The sequence below is a fragment of the uncultured Vibrio sp. genome, from assembly GCF_947488985.1.
Lineage (GTDB): Bacteria > Pseudomonadota > Gammaproteobacteria > Enterobacterales > Vibrionaceae > Vibrio.
Genome location: NZ_CANLBV010000014.1, coordinates 15,142 through 34,184 on the forward strand (window position 1 = coordinate 15,142; position 19,043 = coordinate 34,184).

The 19,043-nt window shown below is 45.9% G+C and carries 24 protein-coding genes and 1 pseudogene; 4 read left to right on the forward strand and 21 right to left on the reverse strand.

Going from position 1 to position 19,043, the window contains the following annotated elements:
* Positions 1-16 precede the first annotated feature (16 nt).
* The 20 genes from Q1A70_RS05030 to Q1A70_RS05125 all read right to left on the reverse strand — a co-directional run bounded on the left by Q1A70_RS05030 (position 17) and on the right by Q1A70_RS05125 (position 15,102).
* Positions 17-904: a hypothetical protein gene (locus tag Q1A70_RS05030; RefSeq protein WP_299689333.1), complete on the reverse strand. Its 888-nt coding sequence runs from the start codon at positions 902-904 to the stop codon at positions 17-19.
* Between the two features lie 3 nt (positions 905-907).
* The gene (locus tag Q1A70_RS05035) at positions 908-1,471 is read right to left on the reverse strand and encodes a hypothetical protein (RefSeq protein ID WP_299689330.1); all 564 of its coding nucleotides are present in this window, start codon (positions 1,469-1,471) and stop codon (positions 908-910) included.
* Positions 1,472-1,480: 9 nt separating this feature from the next.
* Positions 1,481-2,947, reverse strand: a complete 1,467-nt coding sequence (locus tag Q1A70_RS05040) for a phage tail protein (RefSeq protein ID WP_299689327.1) — start codon at positions 2,945-2,947, stop codon at positions 1,481-1,483.
* A gap of 48 nt (positions 2,948-2,995) precedes the next feature.
* On the reverse strand, positions 2,996-3,658 hold the full coding sequence (locus Q1A70_RS05045; protein ID WP_299689324.1) for a phage tail protein: 663 nt from the start codon (positions 3,656-3,658) through the stop codon (positions 2,996-2,998).
* A gap of 3 nt (positions 3,659-3,661) precedes the next feature.
* Complete coding sequence (locus Q1A70_RS05050) at positions 3,662-4,855, reverse strand: baseplate J/gp47 family protein (protein WP_299689321.1); 1,194 nt, start codon at positions 4,853-4,855, stop codon at positions 3,662-3,664.
* Complete coding sequence (locus Q1A70_RS05055; RefSeq protein ID WP_299689317.1) at positions 4,848-5,216, reverse strand: DUF2590 family protein; 369 nt, start codon at positions 5,214-5,216, stop codon at positions 4,848-4,850. Before Q1A70_RS05055 ends, Q1A70_RS05050 begins: the two co-directional genes overlap by 8 nt.
* Positions 5,197-7,017 carry a phage tail tape measure protein gene (locus Q1A70_RS05060; protein WP_299689313.1) on the reverse strand — a complete coding sequence of 607 codons (1,821 nt, stop codon included), beginning with the start codon at positions 7,015-7,017 and terminating at the stop codon, positions 5,197-5,199. The genes Q1A70_RS05055 and Q1A70_RS05060 overlap by 20 nt, the downstream gene beginning before the upstream one ends.
* Before the next feature lie 214 nt (positions 7,018-7,231).
* Entirely contained in the window at positions 7,232-7,513 is a 282-nt protein-coding gene (locus Q1A70_RS05065; RefSeq protein WP_299689310.1) for a putative phage tail assembly chaperone, read from the reverse strand.
* A gap of 11 nt (positions 7,514-7,524) precedes the next feature.
* Positions 7,525-7,836, reverse strand: a complete 312-nt coding sequence (locus Q1A70_RS05070; protein WP_299689307.1) for a hypothetical protein — start codon at positions 7,834-7,836, stop codon at positions 7,525-7,527.
* Between the two features lie 224 nt (positions 7,837-8,060).
* A complete protein-coding gene (locus tag Q1A70_RS05075) occupies positions 8,061-8,660 on the reverse strand; it encodes a lysozyme (RefSeq protein WP_299689304.1) in 600 nt (199 codons plus the stop codon).
* The gene (locus Q1A70_RS05080; protein WP_299689301.1) at positions 8,647-8,856 is read right to left on the reverse strand and encodes an HP1 family phage holin; all 210 of its coding nucleotides are present in this window, start codon (positions 8,854-8,856) and stop codon (positions 8,647-8,649) included. The genes Q1A70_RS05075 and Q1A70_RS05080 overlap by 14 nt, the downstream gene beginning before the upstream one ends.
* Positions 8,857-8,860: 4 nt before the next feature.
* A complete protein-coding gene (locus Q1A70_RS05085) occupies positions 8,861-9,067 on the reverse strand; it encodes a TraR/DksA C4-type zinc finger protein (protein WP_299689298.1) in 207 nt (68 codons plus the stop codon).
* A gap of 21 nt (positions 9,068-9,088) precedes the next feature.
* The gene (locus Q1A70_RS05090) at positions 9,089-9,541 is read right to left on the reverse strand and encodes a phage protein (RefSeq protein ID WP_299689295.1); all 453 of its coding nucleotides are present in this window, start codon (positions 9,539-9,541) and stop codon (positions 9,089-9,091) included.
* Positions 9,542-9,544: 3 nt separating this feature from the next.
* The gene (locus Q1A70_RS05095) at positions 9,545-10,678 is read right to left on the reverse strand and encodes a DUF2586 domain-containing protein (RefSeq protein WP_299689292.1); all 1,134 of its coding nucleotides are present in this window, start codon (positions 10,676-10,678) and stop codon (positions 9,545-9,547) included.
* Positions 10,679-10,684: 6 nt separating this feature from the next.
* Positions 10,685-11,416: a phage virion morphogenesis protein gene (locus tag Q1A70_RS05100; protein WP_299689289.1), complete on the reverse strand. Its 732-nt coding sequence runs from the start codon at positions 11,414-11,416 to the stop codon at positions 10,685-10,687.
* Positions 11,413-11,904, reverse strand: a complete 492-nt coding sequence (locus tag Q1A70_RS05105; RefSeq protein ID WP_299689286.1) for a phage tail protein — start codon at positions 11,902-11,904, stop codon at positions 11,413-11,415. The genes Q1A70_RS05100 and Q1A70_RS05105 overlap by 4 nt, the downstream gene beginning before the upstream one ends.
* Positions 11,901-12,365 carry a head completion/stabilization protein gene (locus tag Q1A70_RS05110; RefSeq protein WP_299689283.1) on the reverse strand — a complete coding sequence of 155 codons (465 nt, stop codon included), beginning with the start codon at positions 12,363-12,365 and terminating at the stop codon, positions 11,901-11,903. Before Q1A70_RS05110 ends, Q1A70_RS05105 begins: the two co-directional genes overlap by 4 nt.
* Before the next feature lie 121 nt (positions 12,366-12,486).
* Entirely contained in the window at positions 12,487-13,203 is a 717-nt protein-coding gene (locus tag Q1A70_RS05115; RefSeq protein WP_299689280.1) for a terminase endonuclease subunit, read from the reverse strand.
* A 10-nt stretch (positions 13,204-13,213) separates the two neighbouring features.
* Complete coding sequence (locus tag Q1A70_RS05120; protein ID WP_299689277.1) at positions 13,214-14,230, reverse strand: phage major capsid protein, P2 family; 1,017 nt, start codon at positions 14,228-14,230, stop codon at positions 13,214-13,216.
* Positions 14,230-15,102 carry a GPO family capsid scaffolding protein gene (locus tag Q1A70_RS05125; protein ID WP_299689274.1) on the reverse strand — a complete coding sequence of 291 codons (873 nt, stop codon included), beginning with the start codon at positions 15,100-15,102 and terminating at the stop codon, positions 14,230-14,232. Before Q1A70_RS05125 ends, Q1A70_RS05120 begins: the two co-directional genes overlap by 1 nt.
* A 176-nt stretch (positions 15,103-15,278) precedes the next feature.
* On the opposite strand from Q1A70_RS05125, the gene Q1A70_RS05130 reads away from it, so the two are divergent.
* The 4 genes and pseudogenes from Q1A70_RS05130 (at position 15,279) to Q1A70_RS05145 (ending at position 18,627) form a co-directional block, all read left to right on the forward strand.
* Positions 15,279-17,066, forward strand: a complete 1,788-nt coding sequence (locus tag Q1A70_RS05130) for a terminase family protein (protein WP_299689271.1) — start codon at positions 15,279-15,281, stop codon at positions 17,064-17,066.
* The gene (locus tag Q1A70_RS05135) at positions 17,063-18,094 is read left to right on the forward strand and encodes a phage portal protein (RefSeq protein ID WP_299689268.1); all 1,032 of its coding nucleotides are present in this window, start codon (positions 17,063-17,065) and stop codon (positions 18,092-18,094) included. Before Q1A70_RS05130 ends, Q1A70_RS05135 begins: the two co-directional genes overlap by 4 nt.
* Positions 18,095-18,159: 65 nt before the next feature.
* Positions 18,160-18,270 (forward strand): annotated as a pseudogene (locus Q1A70_RS05140) (ogr/Delta-like zinc finger family protein); the annotation flags it as partial.
* A 99-nt stretch (positions 18,271-18,369) separates the two neighbouring features.
* A complete protein-coding gene (locus tag Q1A70_RS05145) occupies positions 18,370-18,627 on the forward strand; it encodes an ogr/Delta-like zinc finger family protein (RefSeq protein WP_299689373.1) in 258 nt (85 codons plus the stop codon).
* Here the strand turns inward: Q1A70_RS05145 and Q1A70_RS05150 are convergent.
* The gene (locus Q1A70_RS05150) at positions 18,624-18,824 is read right to left on the reverse strand and encodes a hypothetical protein (protein WP_299689265.1); all 201 of its coding nucleotides are present in this window, start codon (positions 18,822-18,824) and stop codon (positions 18,624-18,626) included. The two genes, Q1A70_RS05145 and Q1A70_RS05150, sit on opposite strands and share 4 nt — an antisense overlap.
* Between the last annotated feature and the right edge of the window lie 219 nt (positions 18,825-19,043).

Consider the following 19,043-nt stretch of genomic DNA (forward strand, 5'->3'; position numbering starts at 1 on the left):
CCTACCAAAGCTTTATTTAACAAAGCAATTCCTCAAAAAAGGTCATGGGTTCATGGCTAAGCAATAGACTCGCCACGGTGAATTGATGATTGTTTGGCGCACCTGCTTGGCTAATCTGCGTTGCGATACTTTCAGTACTGCCAGAAACAGAAAAAGCGTAAATACTACCTTTTAGGCTTTTAAGTGCATTTATCTGGGCTTTGACATCACCCAACCTTGTAGATCTCTTTGCTGCCAGAGCCTGCAACTTACCGATCACATGGTTCGCATCATCAGCTAACGATTCGAGCGTGGCGATTTGTGCCCCCTGCCAATGCAAAGCGTCATGCAATGGATTGGCATTGAGTTTCGCCATAGGTTTAAAGCGAGGTTGGACGATTGCAGCAGGTTGGTGAAGCTTATCGGTTTCATTGGTCACTAGTGCTTGAGTTTGCCTAGCCACCTGACACCAATCTGGCAAAGGAAACACGGAAACAAGATCCGTCAACTGATTAGCGAACTGTGCTAATTGTGAAGCTGTCACCATAAGTGCGATACTGTGAAGATTGTCATTTGGTCGATACTTATCAGCATGATCACGCAACTTACCAGCTAACGCTTTAACTGCAGCTTGTGGGTTCAGGTAACAACCCGAATCCAACTTGGTACCAACTTGAAATTGGTAAGGTGTGGCGGTTAGTACGGTGCCAGTTCTTAACAAAGACTCAAGATCACCACGCAACCCAATTAACGCATTCGCTTCTTCACTTAAAGAGTGACGCCCATAACTGGCGTCACTTTCAAGGTTAGTTAAGCGGCTAACTGCATCATTCATCGTTGTGCCGATTTGGTCTGTTACCTGCTCGGCACTGGTTTGGATTGCTTGTGAACTGCTAGGCCAACTTAGTGGAGATTCTTGCCACATACGCTAGACCTCTGGCGGAGTCGGCCAAGGATGTTCAGCTTGGATTTTCTGCCTAGCAGCTAGTGCTTGTTGCTCTAGTTCGTCCGCTTCGGCAATCGCTTCCGGCGTCTTAATCAAATCACGTTTGATTTTTGCCTCATCTATGAGCGGGGTAACAACCTGAAAGTAAGCAGCTCGGCGGGCATCATCTACCTTGTTGTATTCAGCAATGTATTTATTGCTTTCGTTTGTCACCCAAACACCATTCATCCATTCATCAAACTTTGTCGTTGGTACTTCTAAAGTCCAGCCGTCAGGCAATGGGCCAAGCTCTGTTACTTTTTGGAATTTGTTACAGTTTGATTGGTCATACACCGTTTTATCTCGGTGATCTTCTATCAATTCTGAACCAATAGCTAAACCATCATCACCTATTACTGCAATGACAACAAAACCGTCTTTTCCATCTACGGGTTTAGTTTTTAAAGCTGTACGTGGAATATGATGAATGCCACCTCGGTACATTGCTTTCACTGGTTCGCTAACTTCTTTGGTTGAAGGGTCAACTGGCCAATAATATTTATTCATGTTAACTCCTTAAATAGAAATAGCCATTGCACGTGCAACGTTTCTAGGACGAGTTTCATTGCCTCCTGAATACGATGTCGCGGCTCCGCCTGTATGACCTTCAATGTAGCGACCAGAACCACTACTTGCCACTTCGGCTGCTAAAGTTTTATTGATATTAATATCATGATTATGCTGTTGAATCATTTGACCCTGGGCTGCATTTGATGAACGACCAGAATCAACACCACGACCTTGATCGAGCACTCGCAAGAACTCACCGCGAATCTCACCAGTATTAATTGTGTTACCAGTGACTAAATGTGGATACCGACGGGCTAAACGCCAATAAACAGCAATAGGTAAATCAACATTGATTTCCATCACCGCCCATTCTGGCGGATTAGTATCAATCCAGTAGAAAGGCATACCAATTTGATCACCTGTGTATGGCACCCAATAGAACGGTTTACTGCTATCTGACCAACCAACATGTCGGTTAGCTTCTAATAATGGGTTTTTCCCAGCCAATGATTCAACATTGGAATACCATTGCCAGTAGCTCAACTCGCCCGTAGCTTGGTCTTTGGTGTAGCAAATCTCACCAGTCGTATAAACTCGCTCTGAGTCATAAGGCATAAACTGCGAAACTAACACATGCTCAGCCAAACCACCCTTAACACGCCAATCAATCACAGAACCATCAGCATTAATTCCGGCCAGTTTAGCGACATAGTGCTTATCACCGTTTCCGTCCACATAATCGGTTAGCTCAGTTTCTGAAACTGCAATCGAGACTTTGTTTTCCCATACTGAAAGCGCAGTACCTTGGCGAACAACATCGACATACAAACCATTGGGTTTAGTGGTGATGGTTTGCAACACTTCACCAGTTAATATGCCACGCAAACCACCGACATAAACAACACCAGGAGTCACTTTGTATTTGTTCGGGTCAGCTTGTTGGGCCACGTCAAACCCATCAACAAATGCCGTGTGACCGTAGTTATCTAAGCAGGCCAAACGGTGGTCTTCTTCGATACCTTTCAAACGTGCTTGATAGTCAATCTGCCAAGTCGAAGCATCAACGGTAATTCCAGCGATTTGCGCGGCTCCGTCATAGGCTTGCACCAATGACTTAGTGCTCGCCATACCATTTTCTTTGGTTTCTTCGACTTTGTGCACCACCATTCCGCAAGAATTCGGCACATTCTTGTCACGTAGATAAATCGCATTAAAAGTGAACTCTGCAACGGTACCGGGGATCACAACTGAGTACGCCAGTGCGTTGTCACCCAGTTTGCCCACTTGGTCGATGTCTTGTTGATGTACCCATAGCGAAACATCAGGCAAACCATTTTCACGGTTAATTGGCAGGCTTGGGTCTAGTCCCGGAATGTGCGCAAAAATCATTTCGTTCATGTCTGGTGCAACACCACCACTAATCTGATTTTGCAAGTAACGCTCAAATTCGAGCGGGATTGCCGTTTGGCTCATTGGGTACCTCCCTTATTTTCTTTAACTGGCTATACAAATGTTGACCCACTAAAGGCTGGCAATAAATACTTGTTGTTGATGTTCAACTGGCTGTGGTTTCACATTCATTTCAACGGCTTGTTTAGTCTCTGCTAAAAACAGGCTGAAATTGTGTGAGAACTCACCACTAGCAACGGTTAAGGTTGTCTGGAACGTCACTTGAAAACGGTAACGGCGACACGTCCGGCCATACTGCTCAATCAGTGTTTGAACCAACTTGGTATTATTGGAAATATCACCGTCTGTTAGCTCAATGGTGCAAACATCCCACTGCACTGCATCTTCACGTTCTTTAAACGCGACGATACCAATGCCCAACCTTTCAAAAATTCGCTTAAACCCTGCAACGCTGCCTGCGTCTTTGGCATTCACAGCAGCGAATTTCACTCGCTTACGAAACAAAGAAAGCGGTTCACCTTCAAAGCGTTTGATGTCTCTATCCCAAGCCATTAGCTCCAAGGTGTTTTCGCTGCATGTCAGCGCATCCATTTGGCGAAGTGGAAACAGCAACCAACCCCAAACCATTTGAAAGAATGCAAACACGCCTTTTGATAGAAAGTGCGGTTCTTTGATTTCTTCCGATGTAGTGCTGCCGTCTTGCCACCATGGAATAACCGTTTCCGGTAACTCTGGTGCATGTTGCTCTTGGTTGTAACTTTGAGGTTCAGACATGGCTTACTCTCTTACCGTTAGCGTTTTCAAACGTGGTTGCTCTAGATCGCTGATAATGTCCTCTTGAACCTTGCCGCCTACGGTGAACTTTACCGATTCGACCTGCACCATATTGGTATGAATTTCAGTACCAAGCCGAGAAAGGCTAAAGCGGCTCTCGGGTTTGGCGCGAGTCATTTCTGGATAAGCAGCAGTCTCACGAAATGCCGCCCTGATACGGTCTTCAACTTCTAGCAGCTCGTTAACTTTGGTTGCTTCGTCTAAATTCGCCACCAAAACAACATCGGCGATCACATCGTGCTCAGTATCTGGAATAGCCTTACAAGTCAGCACATCACCATGGCCATGATGCCCTTTAGCCATAATGTGGTCATTTAACTGGTCAAGAACGGGCAGTGGCGTTGCTCCGACTTCCATCAAAATCAACGCTTCTGCAGTCCCCGGCGTCACTTCACCTGTATTATTGAAATAGATGTTATCGCTACGAACCCCAGCAACACTGGAAATAATGGAGCGATAAACATCATCAATGTGCCATTCACCCGAACTGGTGAAAGCATTCTGAATTCGCAGTGCCAGTTCTTCTTCGCTTTCAACGCCTGCGCCCAATTGGGTTATCCAGTCAGGTTCGTTAACTGCGTCAACAATGCCTGGGATCTCTTCTGGAATGATATTGAAGTAACCGGCAGGCAAGTTAAAAGCAGAGCCTGCTTCGAATGCTTCAACCTGCACTTTGCCCGTGAGCTGCCCCGCATCAATCACGGTTTCAGCAAGCACTCGAACTTGATACACCACACCATCAATCGGCAGGGTTTGAACCACCTTACCCGCTTCAATCGTGACAGCATCAGCAGCGTTCGCTTTGGTTAAGGTGATGTTGCCTTGTGTTTTCTTAGCCTCTTTCGGCTCGATGTCATGCTCCCAAGCTTTCAGCTCTAAAGCCCAACGCTCTGCCGTTGCCACAAACATATTTGGCATGACGTGTTCTGCTAGTAATGTTCTGATCAGCCACACACATGGCGTCACTACAGCAGCGCTAACCCATCGCCAAAACGGTGACATTTCAGAGTCATTAGATACCTTGCTGCCAGCTCCCACGACTTCTTGTTTTAGCTTGGCTTCGAATTCATCTTCGGTAACAGGCACACCCGATTCACTTAGAATCTCAACAAAGTCTGCGTTTGGTCGTTTACTCATGCCCGTTCTCTCCTACAGAAACTTCTAGCTCGCCATATTCATAAGCGGTTGCGGTTAAGGTAATTTCACCCGCTTCTAATTCTGTTGCGGTTGCAGTGCCGGGAACGACTCTCACATCACGCTCGGCTAACTGCTCAATCTGCACCATCACATCAGCGCGTAACGCAGGGTTCCGTTCAGCAACCAATTGACGGGCCAAACCCGATTCCATAATGGCGTGCTTAATATCTTGTGCGATGCTGTATAAATCACTGCATTCGGCAGGCTGTTGACCTGCGTCCATATCCCAGCCACCGTCAATCACTTTAATGTCGATGTACTTTTTACTTTCTGATAAATGGCTATCCGGCATTGAGTTCATCCCATTCGGCTAACTGGTCTGGTGTGATTCCATTCGGTGCAGTGATGTAAACGTCACCGTATGAGTTCATGTTGCCGCCTTGCGGTTTATGGGTAGTCGTTACGTTTTGAACCATGCTTGGCGGTAGTGTTGGCACTGCTCCCGGTTGCTTGTATTCGGCAATGCTGCCACCGTTACCCGTTGGCACTTCAGGGGCTTCGAACGCCATTGGCTGAATAGATTGAGGTGCGCTGCGTTCGGCTTGAACGGCTGCACTCACTTCTGGAGTGTCAACCTTGCTACCCAGTTCAATATTCACACCGGGGATCATGTTCAGCAGGTCAACAATGCCCTCAATAGCTCCGGCAATAACATCAAACCAAGCCGTGTCTTTGAATGCTGCGGTTAAGTCGTCCCACCAATAGATTGCGGCGGCCACACCACCAATAAGCAGAGCAATACCAGCCACTACCCACGTAATTGGGTTCGCCCATAAAGCTGCATTAAATAACCAAGCGGCGGCAGTGCTTGCAATTGTGGTAATGCGTAGCAGTTTCATGATGCTGTTTAAACCCGTCATGGTGACGGCCCAACCTGCAGACATCATTTGCCCAATCCCCATAACCAGCGATAGTGTTGCGACTACACCACCAAGGGATAAACCCGCAATAGCGACATAGCCCAGAATTTCGGCAAGCCAAGGGAATTCATCTGTCCAACCAGTGATGTAAACTAAGCCATTAGCCATTGAACCCACAATGGCATTGATAGATGGAAGAATGGCACCAAACACTGCAGCACGAACAGCAAACCATGAGGCTTCGAGCCGTTCCCATTGGTCAGTCATTGCACTTGCCATTTCTTCGGCTTTTGACATGCCTTGGACTTGGCCCAATTGTTCAATGCTTCCTGCTAACCCATCAGTATCAGCCATGAGCAACTTGATCATGCTTACGGCTTCCTCTGAGCCAAATGCTTTTTTCAAGTCAGCAGATTCGGCAACGCTGAGCGTGTCACCGTACTTACCTTTCAACTTATCGAGAATATCCAGCATTGGCAGCATTTGCCCTTGGCTGTCTGTAAAGGACAAATTGAGCTTATCTTGAGCATTAGCAACGCCAGCTAGGAACGCTTTATATTTGGTACCTGCTTCACTGCCGCTCATAGTGGCTTGCAAGGTCCCTAAGACCGCCATTTGCTCAGACATCGCAATGCCTGCCGATGTAGCGTTAGCGCCCACACTGGTAAAGGCGCTACTCATTTCACTGCCCGTTGTCTTAAACATTTGAACGGCACTGGCGGTCATGCCTGCTACTTGTTCAACCCATTCACCTTTGCCCATTTCTGTGGCTTGGTTCTTAAATATCCCGTACATGGTCCCCATGTAACTGGTGATAGTGGCAGTGTCAGCTTTAGTCGCAGCAGCAAGCACACCCGAAGCTTTAGTAAATTGGGAAAGCTCATCACCGCTTAACCCCGAAATAGCGGATTGAATATCATAGGAAGCACCAACAAACTCAGTTGCTGATTTACCGTACTCAGCAGCAAAGTCTAAAGCCGTTGCTTGTAACTGTTTTAACGCATCATCAGTGACACCAAGTGATTTAACCTCACCGAGTTTTCTGTCCATTTCAATGGCAGGCATCAACGCATTTTGGATAGCAAAGCCAGCAGCGACCAAACCTGCACCACCTGTTGCCATGTTCTGCATGCCTTGCTTGCCTGCTTCCATGGACGATTGCACTTCTTTGGTAATGCCTTGCAGTGGCTTGGTAACTTGGTCAACCAATGCCACGTGCATTAATAGCTTTTCCATACTCATGCGTGATGCTTACCCGCTCTTGATTTCAACTATTTACTAAACAATCGGCTAATTGCGCTCATTACTGCTCGCTCGCTGCGTTCAAACTGGTTTTTATCCAGCCAGATAGCGCGGCTTAAACTTTGTTCGTCGTCGGGTTCATTGGGGAGAAAATGACGACGCAGGGCAAAGGCTTGTTCAAGTGGGTTATCCTCAATCCGCTTTGCCCTGTCAGTTATTTTTTTAGTGAGATTTCAATGCCACCTTTAGAGGCATTACTCACCGTTGCGAACAGCTCAATGGTTAGACCGGGCACACTATCAAGTAACTCGATCAGCGCATCTTTCTGCTCTGGTTTAACAGTGCGAGTTAAATACGTGTATGCAGGAGCCACTTTGTTATTCGGCATCATGTCATTGGTATAATTGTTCGCATCTTGCACCGTTGGGGTAAATTCAAAATCAGTAGCACCGATAGTCACTACTACAGGTTTTGATGTGAAAGCAGGTTTCGTCATTTTCATCTCTCTTAGTTTTGTGTGTGCTTAGCGTGGTCGTGCTTGGCACGCCATTGCAAATAATCTTCGGTTTGCTGTGCGCATTTACTCAGGGCCGCTTTTAATTTGGGTACATCTTCACTCGCGGTGATTAACGGGCTAGTACCTTGAATTTCTGGTTTATGACACGGAACAATCAGCCCTGCAGGGGGCAACTTGATCACGACTTGAGTTGCAACCAACTCAGTACGGTTCGCGCAACCTGTTAGCAACATCACTAGGCCAAGGCTTTTGATAACACTCATTGCCAACCAACTGGCCTCGAAGCATTTCAATGTCTTCATTGAGCTGTTCCTCTATCGTGCTGTGCTGCCGAGCCCTTTTGACCAGTAACTGATTTGCATCGCTGTTTTCTTGGGTGAGCGTGTCAATGCTGGCTTGGCTAACTTGATTCGTTGATAAGGCATTATCTAAACGAGCCCTTAAAGCGGCCTGCTCTGACTTACTTGCTTTCAGCATTAACCACATCGACACCATAACAACCCCCACTGCAGCAATAACTAGCCACTTAACCCATTTGATGCTTTTCAATGGAAAGGCAGCGATCATGCTCTTTATCCCTACGGTCAATTAAACCTTTCAACTTCACACCACCGCCATAAACCCACCTTGGCAACTCATGGCAGGCGCTCGTAAAGTCACCTTGTTTGATGAAGCGATAAATTTGTGTTTCGCTCCCATCCCGATTTTGCATAAATCGAGTGCAGCCAGTGTTAAAGCTAAAAGAAGTGAATGCATCGAACTGACCTTGTGACATCTGTTTGCCAGAATCTGCCTCTGAACTACGGATACATTGCTCAGCTTGCTGCAAGTTCTTCACCCAGTCGGTTGCTATTTGCTCTAACGACACAACTTGGCCATTCACACCATGAGTGTTACCAATGCCATTAGTTGCCAGTCCTGCGGGGCATGTGTACGGGTCTTGTCGACACCCCTCTGCATCACCGATAATTTCCAAGCCAATAGGGCTCGTTCTTAGTTCCCCAACTTGTGCGCCTGCAATGGTCACGGTGCCAGTTGGGAGTTCTGAACTGTTCAGTGTCACACCACCTGTCACCAAACCGATCACAGCTGCGACAGAACAAATAATGCGTTTAGTCAGTTTCATTGAGTGCCACTCCTTTTTCGTTAGCAATACGTTGCATCGCTCGTTTATGCCAGTAATTCAACCCTAGAGCTGCCAGACCAATGACAAGCGATAAAACGAAGTACCATTGTTCAAAGGTCAGTTTGCTGAAAGTCATACCCGCTAATGACACGATATAGGCAATTCCACTGGTTATTTTGTCGTACCAGTCTTTCATTCCGTTACTCCCGCTCTGCTTGGCAAGATGCACAATAACGACACCCCGCTATCGCCACTCGACGCGCTTCTGGGATTTCATCGCCACACTCGTAGCACTCTTTAGCGCTTTCTTGTTGGCCTGTCTGCACTGACCGTTTACGTTGGCTTGCAATCGCCATTTCGGTGAATTTGGCTTCATGACTACTGGCATGGTCGATAAAATCCGGCATTCGTTATCTCTCTGGTTAGGCTTAAAGCAGACCGCGTGTGTCGTCTGAACTCAGGTATGAAATACCATTGATGCGGACAAAGTGCGCACTCGTTACAAAGCCTTTCAGTTTGCGTTTGGTCTTATCACTGCTGTTAGGATCGACACTGAGTAGATCAGAGATTTGAAGCTTCACACCGAACAACTCCACTTTGTCTTCATCGTCACCTGTATTTGCATAAAACATGCAATCGTGAGGCTTAATGCCGCGCCAGCTACCTGCTTCACGTGCTTTTTGCTGCAGCTTGCGGAAGTTGTTTAAATCCAACTCATATTCCACATCACAGTTAACTGCACCATGCGTAAAGCCCGTTGGTATCCCACGCTCTTTATCAACGGCTGATTCGTCATTGATGGTTGCTGTTGCCGATTCCACATGAACCAGAACACCCAGCATGTTTACGTCGAAGCTTCGACCTGTATAACGAGAAGTCATTTATTACTCTCCTAGTCGTTGGTTGAGCATGATTCCGATGGTGATTTTCACTGGGCATGCATAAGGCGTAACAGCGAGCAGAATTTCCACTTCTTCACTGTTAATCCAAGTGATGGTGATGTCTTCATCTTGTGGCGGTTTGATTTCACCGGGGAACTCGTAATCACCGATTTTCGTTACTACCGCCATTTCGCGCAGGTCTTGGGTAAAGTAGAGTTTTGCGCTTGCTTCACTGCCTGGCGTTGAATTGAATTCACGGTCTGCGATTCGAGCAATCGCACGGACACGAACTTTACGCGCCGCTTTCATCGCCACACGGATATGACGAATGTCTTGAAAGTCTCCACCCGGAACATCTAAGGTACGGCCCGTTGTCCAGTACTGCCCCGGATAATCTGGGTACCACATTGGAACCGCAATTCGGGCGGCTTCCAGTGCTTTAAGGGTTGCTAACTCCAACGGCTTGCCGTCTTTATCCGTTGCTAGAGTCATGCTACCCAGTACGCTGCCTGTTTTGACTCGTGCAGGGGAATCAGCAATAGACACTTCTTGGTTTGCTAAACGTCCAGCGTAAATACCTACTGTTGAGTTTTCTTTGTGAACTTGAGGAACAACGGTGATGTACTCACTTGCGATGCTCGTTGGTACCGCGACTGTTGCTGCCAACCACTGTGCCCATGTTTCCCCATCGACGGCATCATTATTGATGCCAGGCAGAGTGCATATCATGAACACTTCACGACCTAACTTGGCTTTAAGTTCAGTGCGGAAAGCCGCAGCTTCTTCAAGAACCGTTGTACCTGTCTCTGGTTTATCCAGCACTACAGCTTCAAAGCTCGATGTTTCATTAGCTTTAAACACAGCGTCTTGCCAGTTATCTGCGGGGGCTAAGACCATCACACCTGCGGTCCAGTTCTGCTTCCCGTTTAACTGAGCGGCCTTTAGTGTAAGCAGGTGCACAGGGTCGATGTTATCGAACGTGCTATCTGCAAAATCCGTGGTGTTGTCCACCATGATGAGGTTGCGCTCTGTTCCTGCGACTGTGCCGTACACAACAAACAGAAAGTGAAATTCAACGCCCGGGATCGGTCCGCGCATCATGTTCAGAATGTTAATAATGACGGTAGGCCATGCCATGAGTATTTATCCTCTTTTTAGGTGTTTAGGTTGAACGTTCCAACCGTAATCAATGCCTTGGAAAGCTCTTGTCCATGCCTTTCTCAAGTTTGTTCTTGAAGCCCCTAGGAACTTGCGAGGTGGTACAACAATTTCCCAAGCACTCTTAATCCGAACTAGGCCAAGTTCCCTCAGTTGCTTAAATGCGCCTCTAACTTCGTACTGAGTTAGGTTTTGAGTCATCCACTTAATCGTTGGGACTCGCTTTGAGCCTCTTTTAGCTTTAGGGTTAATTCGCCTTGCATAGACTTCATAACCAATATCCCGTAGGGCTTTCGCTTGACCACGAGTACACATAGCAGTGTCACTAAGCTTATTTTTTCGCCCCGATGGAGTATTGTTTTTGTGCGCTCTGCGCTTGTGTCCTTGCTGATGGAAATTGGCAACATATGCACCGTGGATGCCGTAGCTACCTTTTCCCACTGAGATTGTCGCGGCGTCTTTGTTGGCCTCTACATAAATCAGCTTCTTAAAGCCTGTGAGCATTTTTTTGCTCTTACCCTTACGCTTGTTCTTTCGAGCTTTCCACGCCTTACCATCAGGACTTTGCTGTTTGGTAATATTCCGCTTTGATATTTTTTGAACTTCTTTAGCGACTCTTCGTAAAAGGCGTTCTCGTTTTTTTGCTGGCATAGCAAGGGCTTTCAAGATCTCGCCTGTTCTAAGCACACCCTTTTGATCCCACTGGACTTCAATCATTGTTTTAAATCCAAGGTGAATCGCTCAGCTATCCAAACTTCATATTCGGCTAAACTGTATTGCTTCCCATGCCAATGAATCGGCCCGCTTTCGTCTTCGATCATCGTGACAGGTTCAATAAACTGAATATCAATTTCCACATTGGCTGTATTGTCACTTTCTGGCTCAACTTTGAATCTAGGGTCTTGCAGTTCATAAGTTTCACGGTATGGGTCATTGCTTTGTAACCAAGCCATAACCGAAGCCATGACGATAGCTGGCTCAAATTCTCTAAAGGGAAACCGCTCTATTGAAATGACGGCTTCGTATTCCATCATTCCTAAATCAAACCCCAAGCCTTGATGCTTTGGTGTAAGTTGCAGTTCTGCACCATCCATCCACGATTCAAGTAACTTGTGGCACTTTTTAGGGATTACAGTCAGTAGGTGAGCGGTTAGCGTTTGGAGCAAATAGCCCATTTCACTTTGACCTTTAGACTCAATACTCATATAAGCTCCACACCCACTCGGCCTTTGCCTTTAATTGCTCTAACGTGCTGCTGACTTTCTGCAAGCAAGCTATCCTTTGTGTCAGTTTCTTTTTCAGCTACTCGATCACCGGCATCTTTAGTTTGTTGGGTTGCGAACTCTGGCAATAAATCTGCCTTGGCTCTCGCATACACAGCCTTTTCATACAAAATGACCAAAAGATTCTTTTCACCGATACTTGGTTGCCCTGTCACATCAGAAGCTTTAGCGAATCCGCTTTCTTGGTATTTCTCTTTGGTCGTTTGTAATTCAATGTTTAGCTGTGCAATTGCAGCAGCTACAGCGTAAGCAATTGCTTCTTTGTCCATATGTGCCGGAACACCACGACGTTTTTCAAAATCACCTGCATTGATGTCTGGCCAAAAGCCGTCATTGGTGATGTTTGTGTCTTGATAATCTGTTCCAGCTGAACCATTAAACATCGAATTGCCCTTGCTCTTTGTATTAAGGAATAAGTGAGCCTCTAGCCACTGGGTCGACGGTATCGAGTTAGCCTATCGGCACTCTTACCTCACCAGCCGAGGCTCGGCGGCGTAGGAGTCTTTACAGATTCTTGTTGTCTTTAATCGCGCGAATACGTTGCTCGATTTGACCAATCTTGGTTTTCACACCCACTTTGTCGTACTTGTCGTGAGCGTGTTGCAGTAGCACCAAAGCTTTTTCTAGTGTTTCTAAGCACCCGATAGCCGTTGGTTGTGGTTGGCCCTCTTCATTTCGAATAAGGTACAAGCCTGCGAATCGGTACCACTTGGCATGAACTTCTTCATGCAATCGCCACTCTTTTTCGACCTTTTCAAACACCTTGCTGAAATAAGGCTCAATTGAATGACCACGGCCAGATTCTTTTTCTGCCCACTCAAGCACTGCATCAGCACAGACAGTCGGCCAATCACGGCGGAAGTTGTCTGGTGTAGGTAAATCCAGCTCGATAGCGTTCAAACACCAATCAATAGCGGTTTCCATGTCGTTGACATCGAATAGCCAGATCACCATGTTGGTAAAGATTGGGTTTTCGAATACTTCGCCTTTTGCTAGGTAAGCTTCCACGTAAGGCTTGTACTTCGGCACTAAAACTTCTCGCTTATGCTTCACTTTGTCTTCGATAGCATTGAGCTTCTTTAGGTACTTGCGATCTTCTTCAAAGTCGATCAGCTTGATGTGCAGGCTCTCGGTATCTGCACCGGAAACCATTTCCGATGCAGACTGGTTAGCTTGCTTTTTAAGAATCTTTTTACGTTGTCTTGCTAATGGGCTAACCATGTATCACTCCTTACGCTTCAGGCTCAGGCTCAGGTTCAACAACAGTGACAGCTTCGATTGCAGCGAACTTTTTAAGGTTGCCCACTGCATAACCTTCCATACGAATATGGTTAGATTCGAAACGTAGCTCATCGTCATTGTTTTTCTGGCGACGCTGTTGTGTGTTTGCTTGGGTAAGAACTTGTAGGTTCTTCGTATTTGTCACCCACACTTGGTCAGCAGGGAAGAACGGTGGCGTATAAGCTTTTTTGCCTGCAATGGTTTTTGCAAGAGCTTGTGCCGCTTTATGTTCTGTCGGTGAGTTTGCCGCTTCTAGCAAACGATGTTGTTCAGCCGCGACCAAATCAGAACCAACCAACACGACAAGATCAGGGTCTTGACGATGTTCTGGGGCAATAGTTGTGTTGATTAAGTCTTGTACCAACGAATCAAGGTTTTTGTATGAATCCGCTGCCGCACCAGTAGGGTCTAGCTTCGCAGATGCCAAAACTTGACTAGCTTTCTTCTCTTTTACGACTGTAAGCCAACCCTTGTTTACGTCTTGGCCTAGTGGATTAGCTTCTGGGTCAGTAGGCGTTGCGATTGATGTACCGTTGAAACCTACACGGAGAATATCCAATGCAAAAACACGAGAAATCGCGTTTAGCATTAGTTTCAACCATTCGCCTTTTTTCCCTGAGTTCGCCCATTGGGTCATGGTTTCCCAAAGAATATGAGCACCAGAATCCGTTTTGGTCAGTTCGTAGGTATTACCACTTTGGCCCATTTCACGACTGAAACGACCTGATGAAGTACGACCTGTAGAAAGACCATCATTACCAACATCGACCACTTGACCTTTAATCTGCTGCACAGGTAGCAGAGAGATCATGTTTAAAAATTCATGAGACTCTAGGATTGCCTGACGTAGAGCGGTTTCCATCGGTGGTGTGATGTTAAACGTTCCATAAGGGACGTCTAAACCAGCGGCTTGAGCTACGGATAAACTGAACTCAGCTAAGTATTTCGTTGAAACAGTATTAAGCATTAAAATACTCCTTCCATTTTGTCACTCGTACCCTCACCACCCGGCTCTTGTCCCGGCACTTCTTGTGAAAGTTTGTTAAATTTCGATACTAAACCGTTCACTGTTTCTACTAGTGGGTTTAGCTTGTCATCCAAAGCTGCAGAGAACTGCTCAACAGTTGCCCCTGTATTTAATTCCGGCTCTGGTTCTGGGTTTTGCTGCGAAAACTCTTGTTTGAGTTCATCTTTCAGCGAGGTTTTTAAGGCACTAAATTTTTTATCAAATAGTGCTTCTAGTTGCTCTGGAGTCACGTCAATGTCCTCTGGTTCAGGCTCTACAGGTGTAATGTCTGGCAGTGCCCCGCCAGATTGGAAATGTTTTGCCAAATCTGAGAAAAACTTAGAGATAGGATTTGTTGTGAAGCATTCGGACACATCTAACTCTTCAAGATCACTACATTCAATCTTGGTCACTTCACCTTGCTTGCGTGAGAACTCAAGGCGGTCTGTTCCTGTAGATGCTGGGGAGTCAGTCACAGCTAGGCCCATCAGGTAACATCGCCCCTCGCCCTTGTAATCAGGATTAGGCTCAATAGATGTAAATAGCTTTTGTCCATCTTGGTTAGCATCAAGCAAATATTGGTTTGGCGTAATTTTGGCGAATAGTCTCAACTTGCCGTCTTTCTTTTCGGCTTTTAGTTCTTCAACTACACCCCAGTTTTTACCCTCAAACACATTCCAGTGAGAACGTGCGTGTTCAGGCCAGATCATCGCGGTGTACTCAGAAGTTGAATACAGCGATGCCATGTCTTTAATCCATGCTGCAGTTATTTGGCGACCATCTACAGTAGCCCCCTCAGTTGCAACAATTTTCCAATCACTGGTTTTGCTCATGTTTGTCGTTTGCCTAGTTAAATCACGTCAAATAAATCTCGGTCACGACAAACAATACGCCTTTGAATGGGTGGTTTCAGCCACTTCAATTCCTAGAAATTCGGATTGAGCCCATATCCGAATTCATCCGAATTTTAGTTAGTCATTTGCGAGTTTTCGGGGCGTATGATGCGCTTATGGCATATTCTCCCGAAGTACGACAAGCCGCCCGAGCACTCTATTTGAAAGCTTGGACGCCACGTGAAATCGCTACCGAACTGAACCTAAATAATGAGCGCATCATTTATTACTGGGCAGATAAATTCGGTTGGCGCGATATGTTGCGTGAACAAACTATTGATGAAGCAATCGCAAACCGCATTCAAACGTTGCTCGAATTGGAAGACCCAAGCAAGAACCAGCTAGACATGCTCGATAGGCTTATCAAGCATCACGCAGCTTTGAAGAAACAAAGGGCACAAGAAAAACAGCAAGGTGAACAGCCTTTAAATTCTGGCAACAAAAAACACGAGAACAAAAGTAACCGTGGTGATCATCAATCTGGCAGCAACTCAAAGTCGAATAAGAAACGTAAAGGTAAAAAGAATGACATTAGCGAACTGAGTGAAGAAGACTTTGCCACGTGGCACGATTCGCTTTTCGCTTATCAACACGTAATGCGCAACAACATCAAACAGCGTATTCGTAACATTCTTAAATCCCGCCAGATTGGTGCAACCTACTATTTCAGTGGTGAAGCTTTAGAAGATGCGATTCTGACTGGTGACAACCAAATCTTTTTGTCAGCGTCACGAGCTCAAGCGGAAGTTTTTCGCAGCTACATCATTGCTATTGCAAAAGAGTTCTTAGACATAGAGCTGACCGGGAACCCGATCATTCTCTCTAATGGTGCTGAACTTCGTTTTTTATCAACCAACAGTAAAACCGCGCAAAGTTACCACGGCCATGTTTATGTTGATGAATACTTCTGGATACCGAAGTTTGACGAACTAAACAAACTCGCTTCAGCAATGGCTACCCATAAAAAATGGCGTAAAACCTACTTTTCGACACCATCATCGAAAATGCACCAGGCGTACCCATTTTGGACGGGCGACCAATGGCGAAAAGGCAGAGATTCACGCGCTAAGATTGAGTTTCCAACGTTCGGTGAATACCGCGATGGTGGTGTGCTTTGCCCTGACAAACAGTGGCGTTATGTAGTCACTATTGAAGACGCTGCAGCTGGCGGTTGTGAGCTATTTGATATTGAAGAACTGCAGGACGAATACAGTAAAGACGATTTCGACAACCTGTTTATGTGTGTCTTCGTCGACGGCTCTTTGTCTGTATTCAAATTCGCGGACCTCGAAAAAGGCATGGTTGACGCAGCCCACTGGCAGGACTTCAAGCCGAAAACAAAATCACCGTTTGCCGGGCGTGAAGTATGGCTGGGTTATGACCCCAGCCGAACACGTGATAATGCTTGCTTAGTCGTTATAGCCCCGCCTGCAGTTGCGGGTGAAAAATTCCGTGTTTTAGAGAAACACTACTGGAAAGGCCTTAACTTCCAGTACCACGTGAGTGAAATTGAAAAGGTATTTAAACGCTACAAAGTCACTTACATAGGCGTTGACACTACGGGGATTGGCGGCGGTGTTTGGGACTTAATCAAGAAAAAACACCCACGTGAAGCCCACGCCATACATTACAGCAACGAAAACAAGAATCGCCTTGTGATGAAGATGATCGACATTGTAGAAGCCAAGCGCCTGCAGTTTGATGCCGAACACAAAGACATTGCTATGGCATTCATGGCGATTAAGCGAGTACCAACCAATAGCGGTAACGCTATGACCTTTAAAGCAGAGCGAAGTGAGACAACAGGCCACGCCGATGCGTTTTGGGCTATTTCACACGCCATCATTAACGAACCGTTAGATCACGATACTCCAACGAAATCAACTTGGGCCACTGCAGCATGACCTACACAACAGAAACACTAGTTAAGCAAGAACAACATGCAGAGTCTGTTTATCACATAGACTCTTCGCCAGAAGCAATCGACTCAACCAGTTGGATGACGTCTTACTCTGAATTGTTCTATAACGACTCCGACGACTACTGGGAGCCACCAATTTCACGACAAGGTTTAGCAGAGACTTCACGTGCAAATGCCTACCATGGCTCACTTCTAAAAGCTCGTGCAAACTATGTTGCTGCTCGTTTCACCACTGGCGGAGGTGCTAGACGTCGGCAGATTCAATCTTTTTGCAATAACTACTTCACTTTTGGTGACGCTGCTTTTTTGAAAATCCGCGATCACTTCAAGCGTGTTGTTCGTTTGTTCCCTTTACCAACGATGTACTTACGTCGACGTAAAAACGGGGACTTTGTGCTACTTGAGCGTGACAACAAGCAACGCGTTTATAAGGCGAATGACATTATTTTCTTACCCCAAGAAGACTTACAGCAACAGATTTATGGCTTACCTGACTATTTGGGCAGCTTACAAAGCAGCTTACTAAACAAAGACGCCACACTATTTCGTCGCCGATACTACAAGAACGGTGCTCATATGGGTTTTATCTTCTATGCGACTGACCCAAACTTAAGTGATGATGACGAAAAGATGTTGAAAGATAAGATCGCCAGCTCTAAAGGCGTTGGTAACTTCCGCAGCATGTTCGTCAATATTCCCGGTGGTGCAGAGAAGGGTATTCAGCTAATCCCTGTAGGTGACATTGCTACGAAAGATGAATTCGAACGCATCAAGAATATTACAGCGCAAGACATCTTAGTGGGGCATCGTTTCCCAGTGGGTAAAGCTGGCATTATTCCACAAGGGACAACCAGCTTAGGTGACCCGATCAAGATTGGGAGTGAATACGCCAAAGACGAGATCATACCTGTATGCGAACTGGTTATGGATGAAGTGAACAACGACCCGGAAATCAGAAACATAAAAAGCCTACATCTAAAGTTTGATGTTACTACCGGGGAAAACTCATAGCCCTGTACAAAAACACAGCCATTGACGTAATATTATGCTGTCAGTCAGTTAAGTTAGGTCAATGTATGCGAGTTTATTGCAAATGTGGTGAGCGCGCGATTGTAAGTAGAAGCATCGCCAAAGATGCCAATTGCGCAGATTTATCTTGTTCCTGTTCTAACCCAGAATGTGGGCATACCTTTGTGAGTTCTATCGGCTATCGCCACTCACTAAAACAGTCAAAGCTTCATTTCGGAATTGGTGCGACGAGTAAACCGTCCATAGGTTTTGGGAAAATGCTTGGTAGTCGGATTCAATGCGGCTGTGGCGAACGGGCGGTGATTAATAAAACCAACCGCCTATCGAACGACTGTGCAGATTTGTATTGTGAGTGTAAGAACCCAGCGTGCGAACATCAGTTTGTAATGTCTTTGTATTTTAGTCACACACTAAGCCCATCATCGAAAGATACCAGTGAACTGGCTAACTGCTTAATCAAGGTGCTAAAGCCTGATCACCGTGATTACTTAAAGCAGCAGCTGGCCTTGTTTTAACCGGCCCCCACCTTAACCAATTCATTCTCGCATTCATGCCCATTAACATGGACAGCTTTTGGCTGTCCTTTTTTGTGGGCAAGAATCAACGAAATTAAGAACATGCCAATGTCTTGATTTTCTTCTTGGTTCCCGCTTGTATTCTCAGCCAAAGCGCATAAAACAAACGCTTCCGCATTGTTATGTAGTTCAGACATTTAGACTCCCAACTGACGATTTACTGTATATTAATACAGTAGTTTTCCCTGTACAAATTTAATTGTTTTTTGTGTGGTTAACTACACTTAATTTGTACTGTGACTTTTCACGGCACATTCTAACCACATAAAAACTATAAATATTTGAATTAATTAGCATTTATTTAACTGCTAACCACGGCTGGCTTTTCATCCACCCAATACGCCAAATTTGGCGCG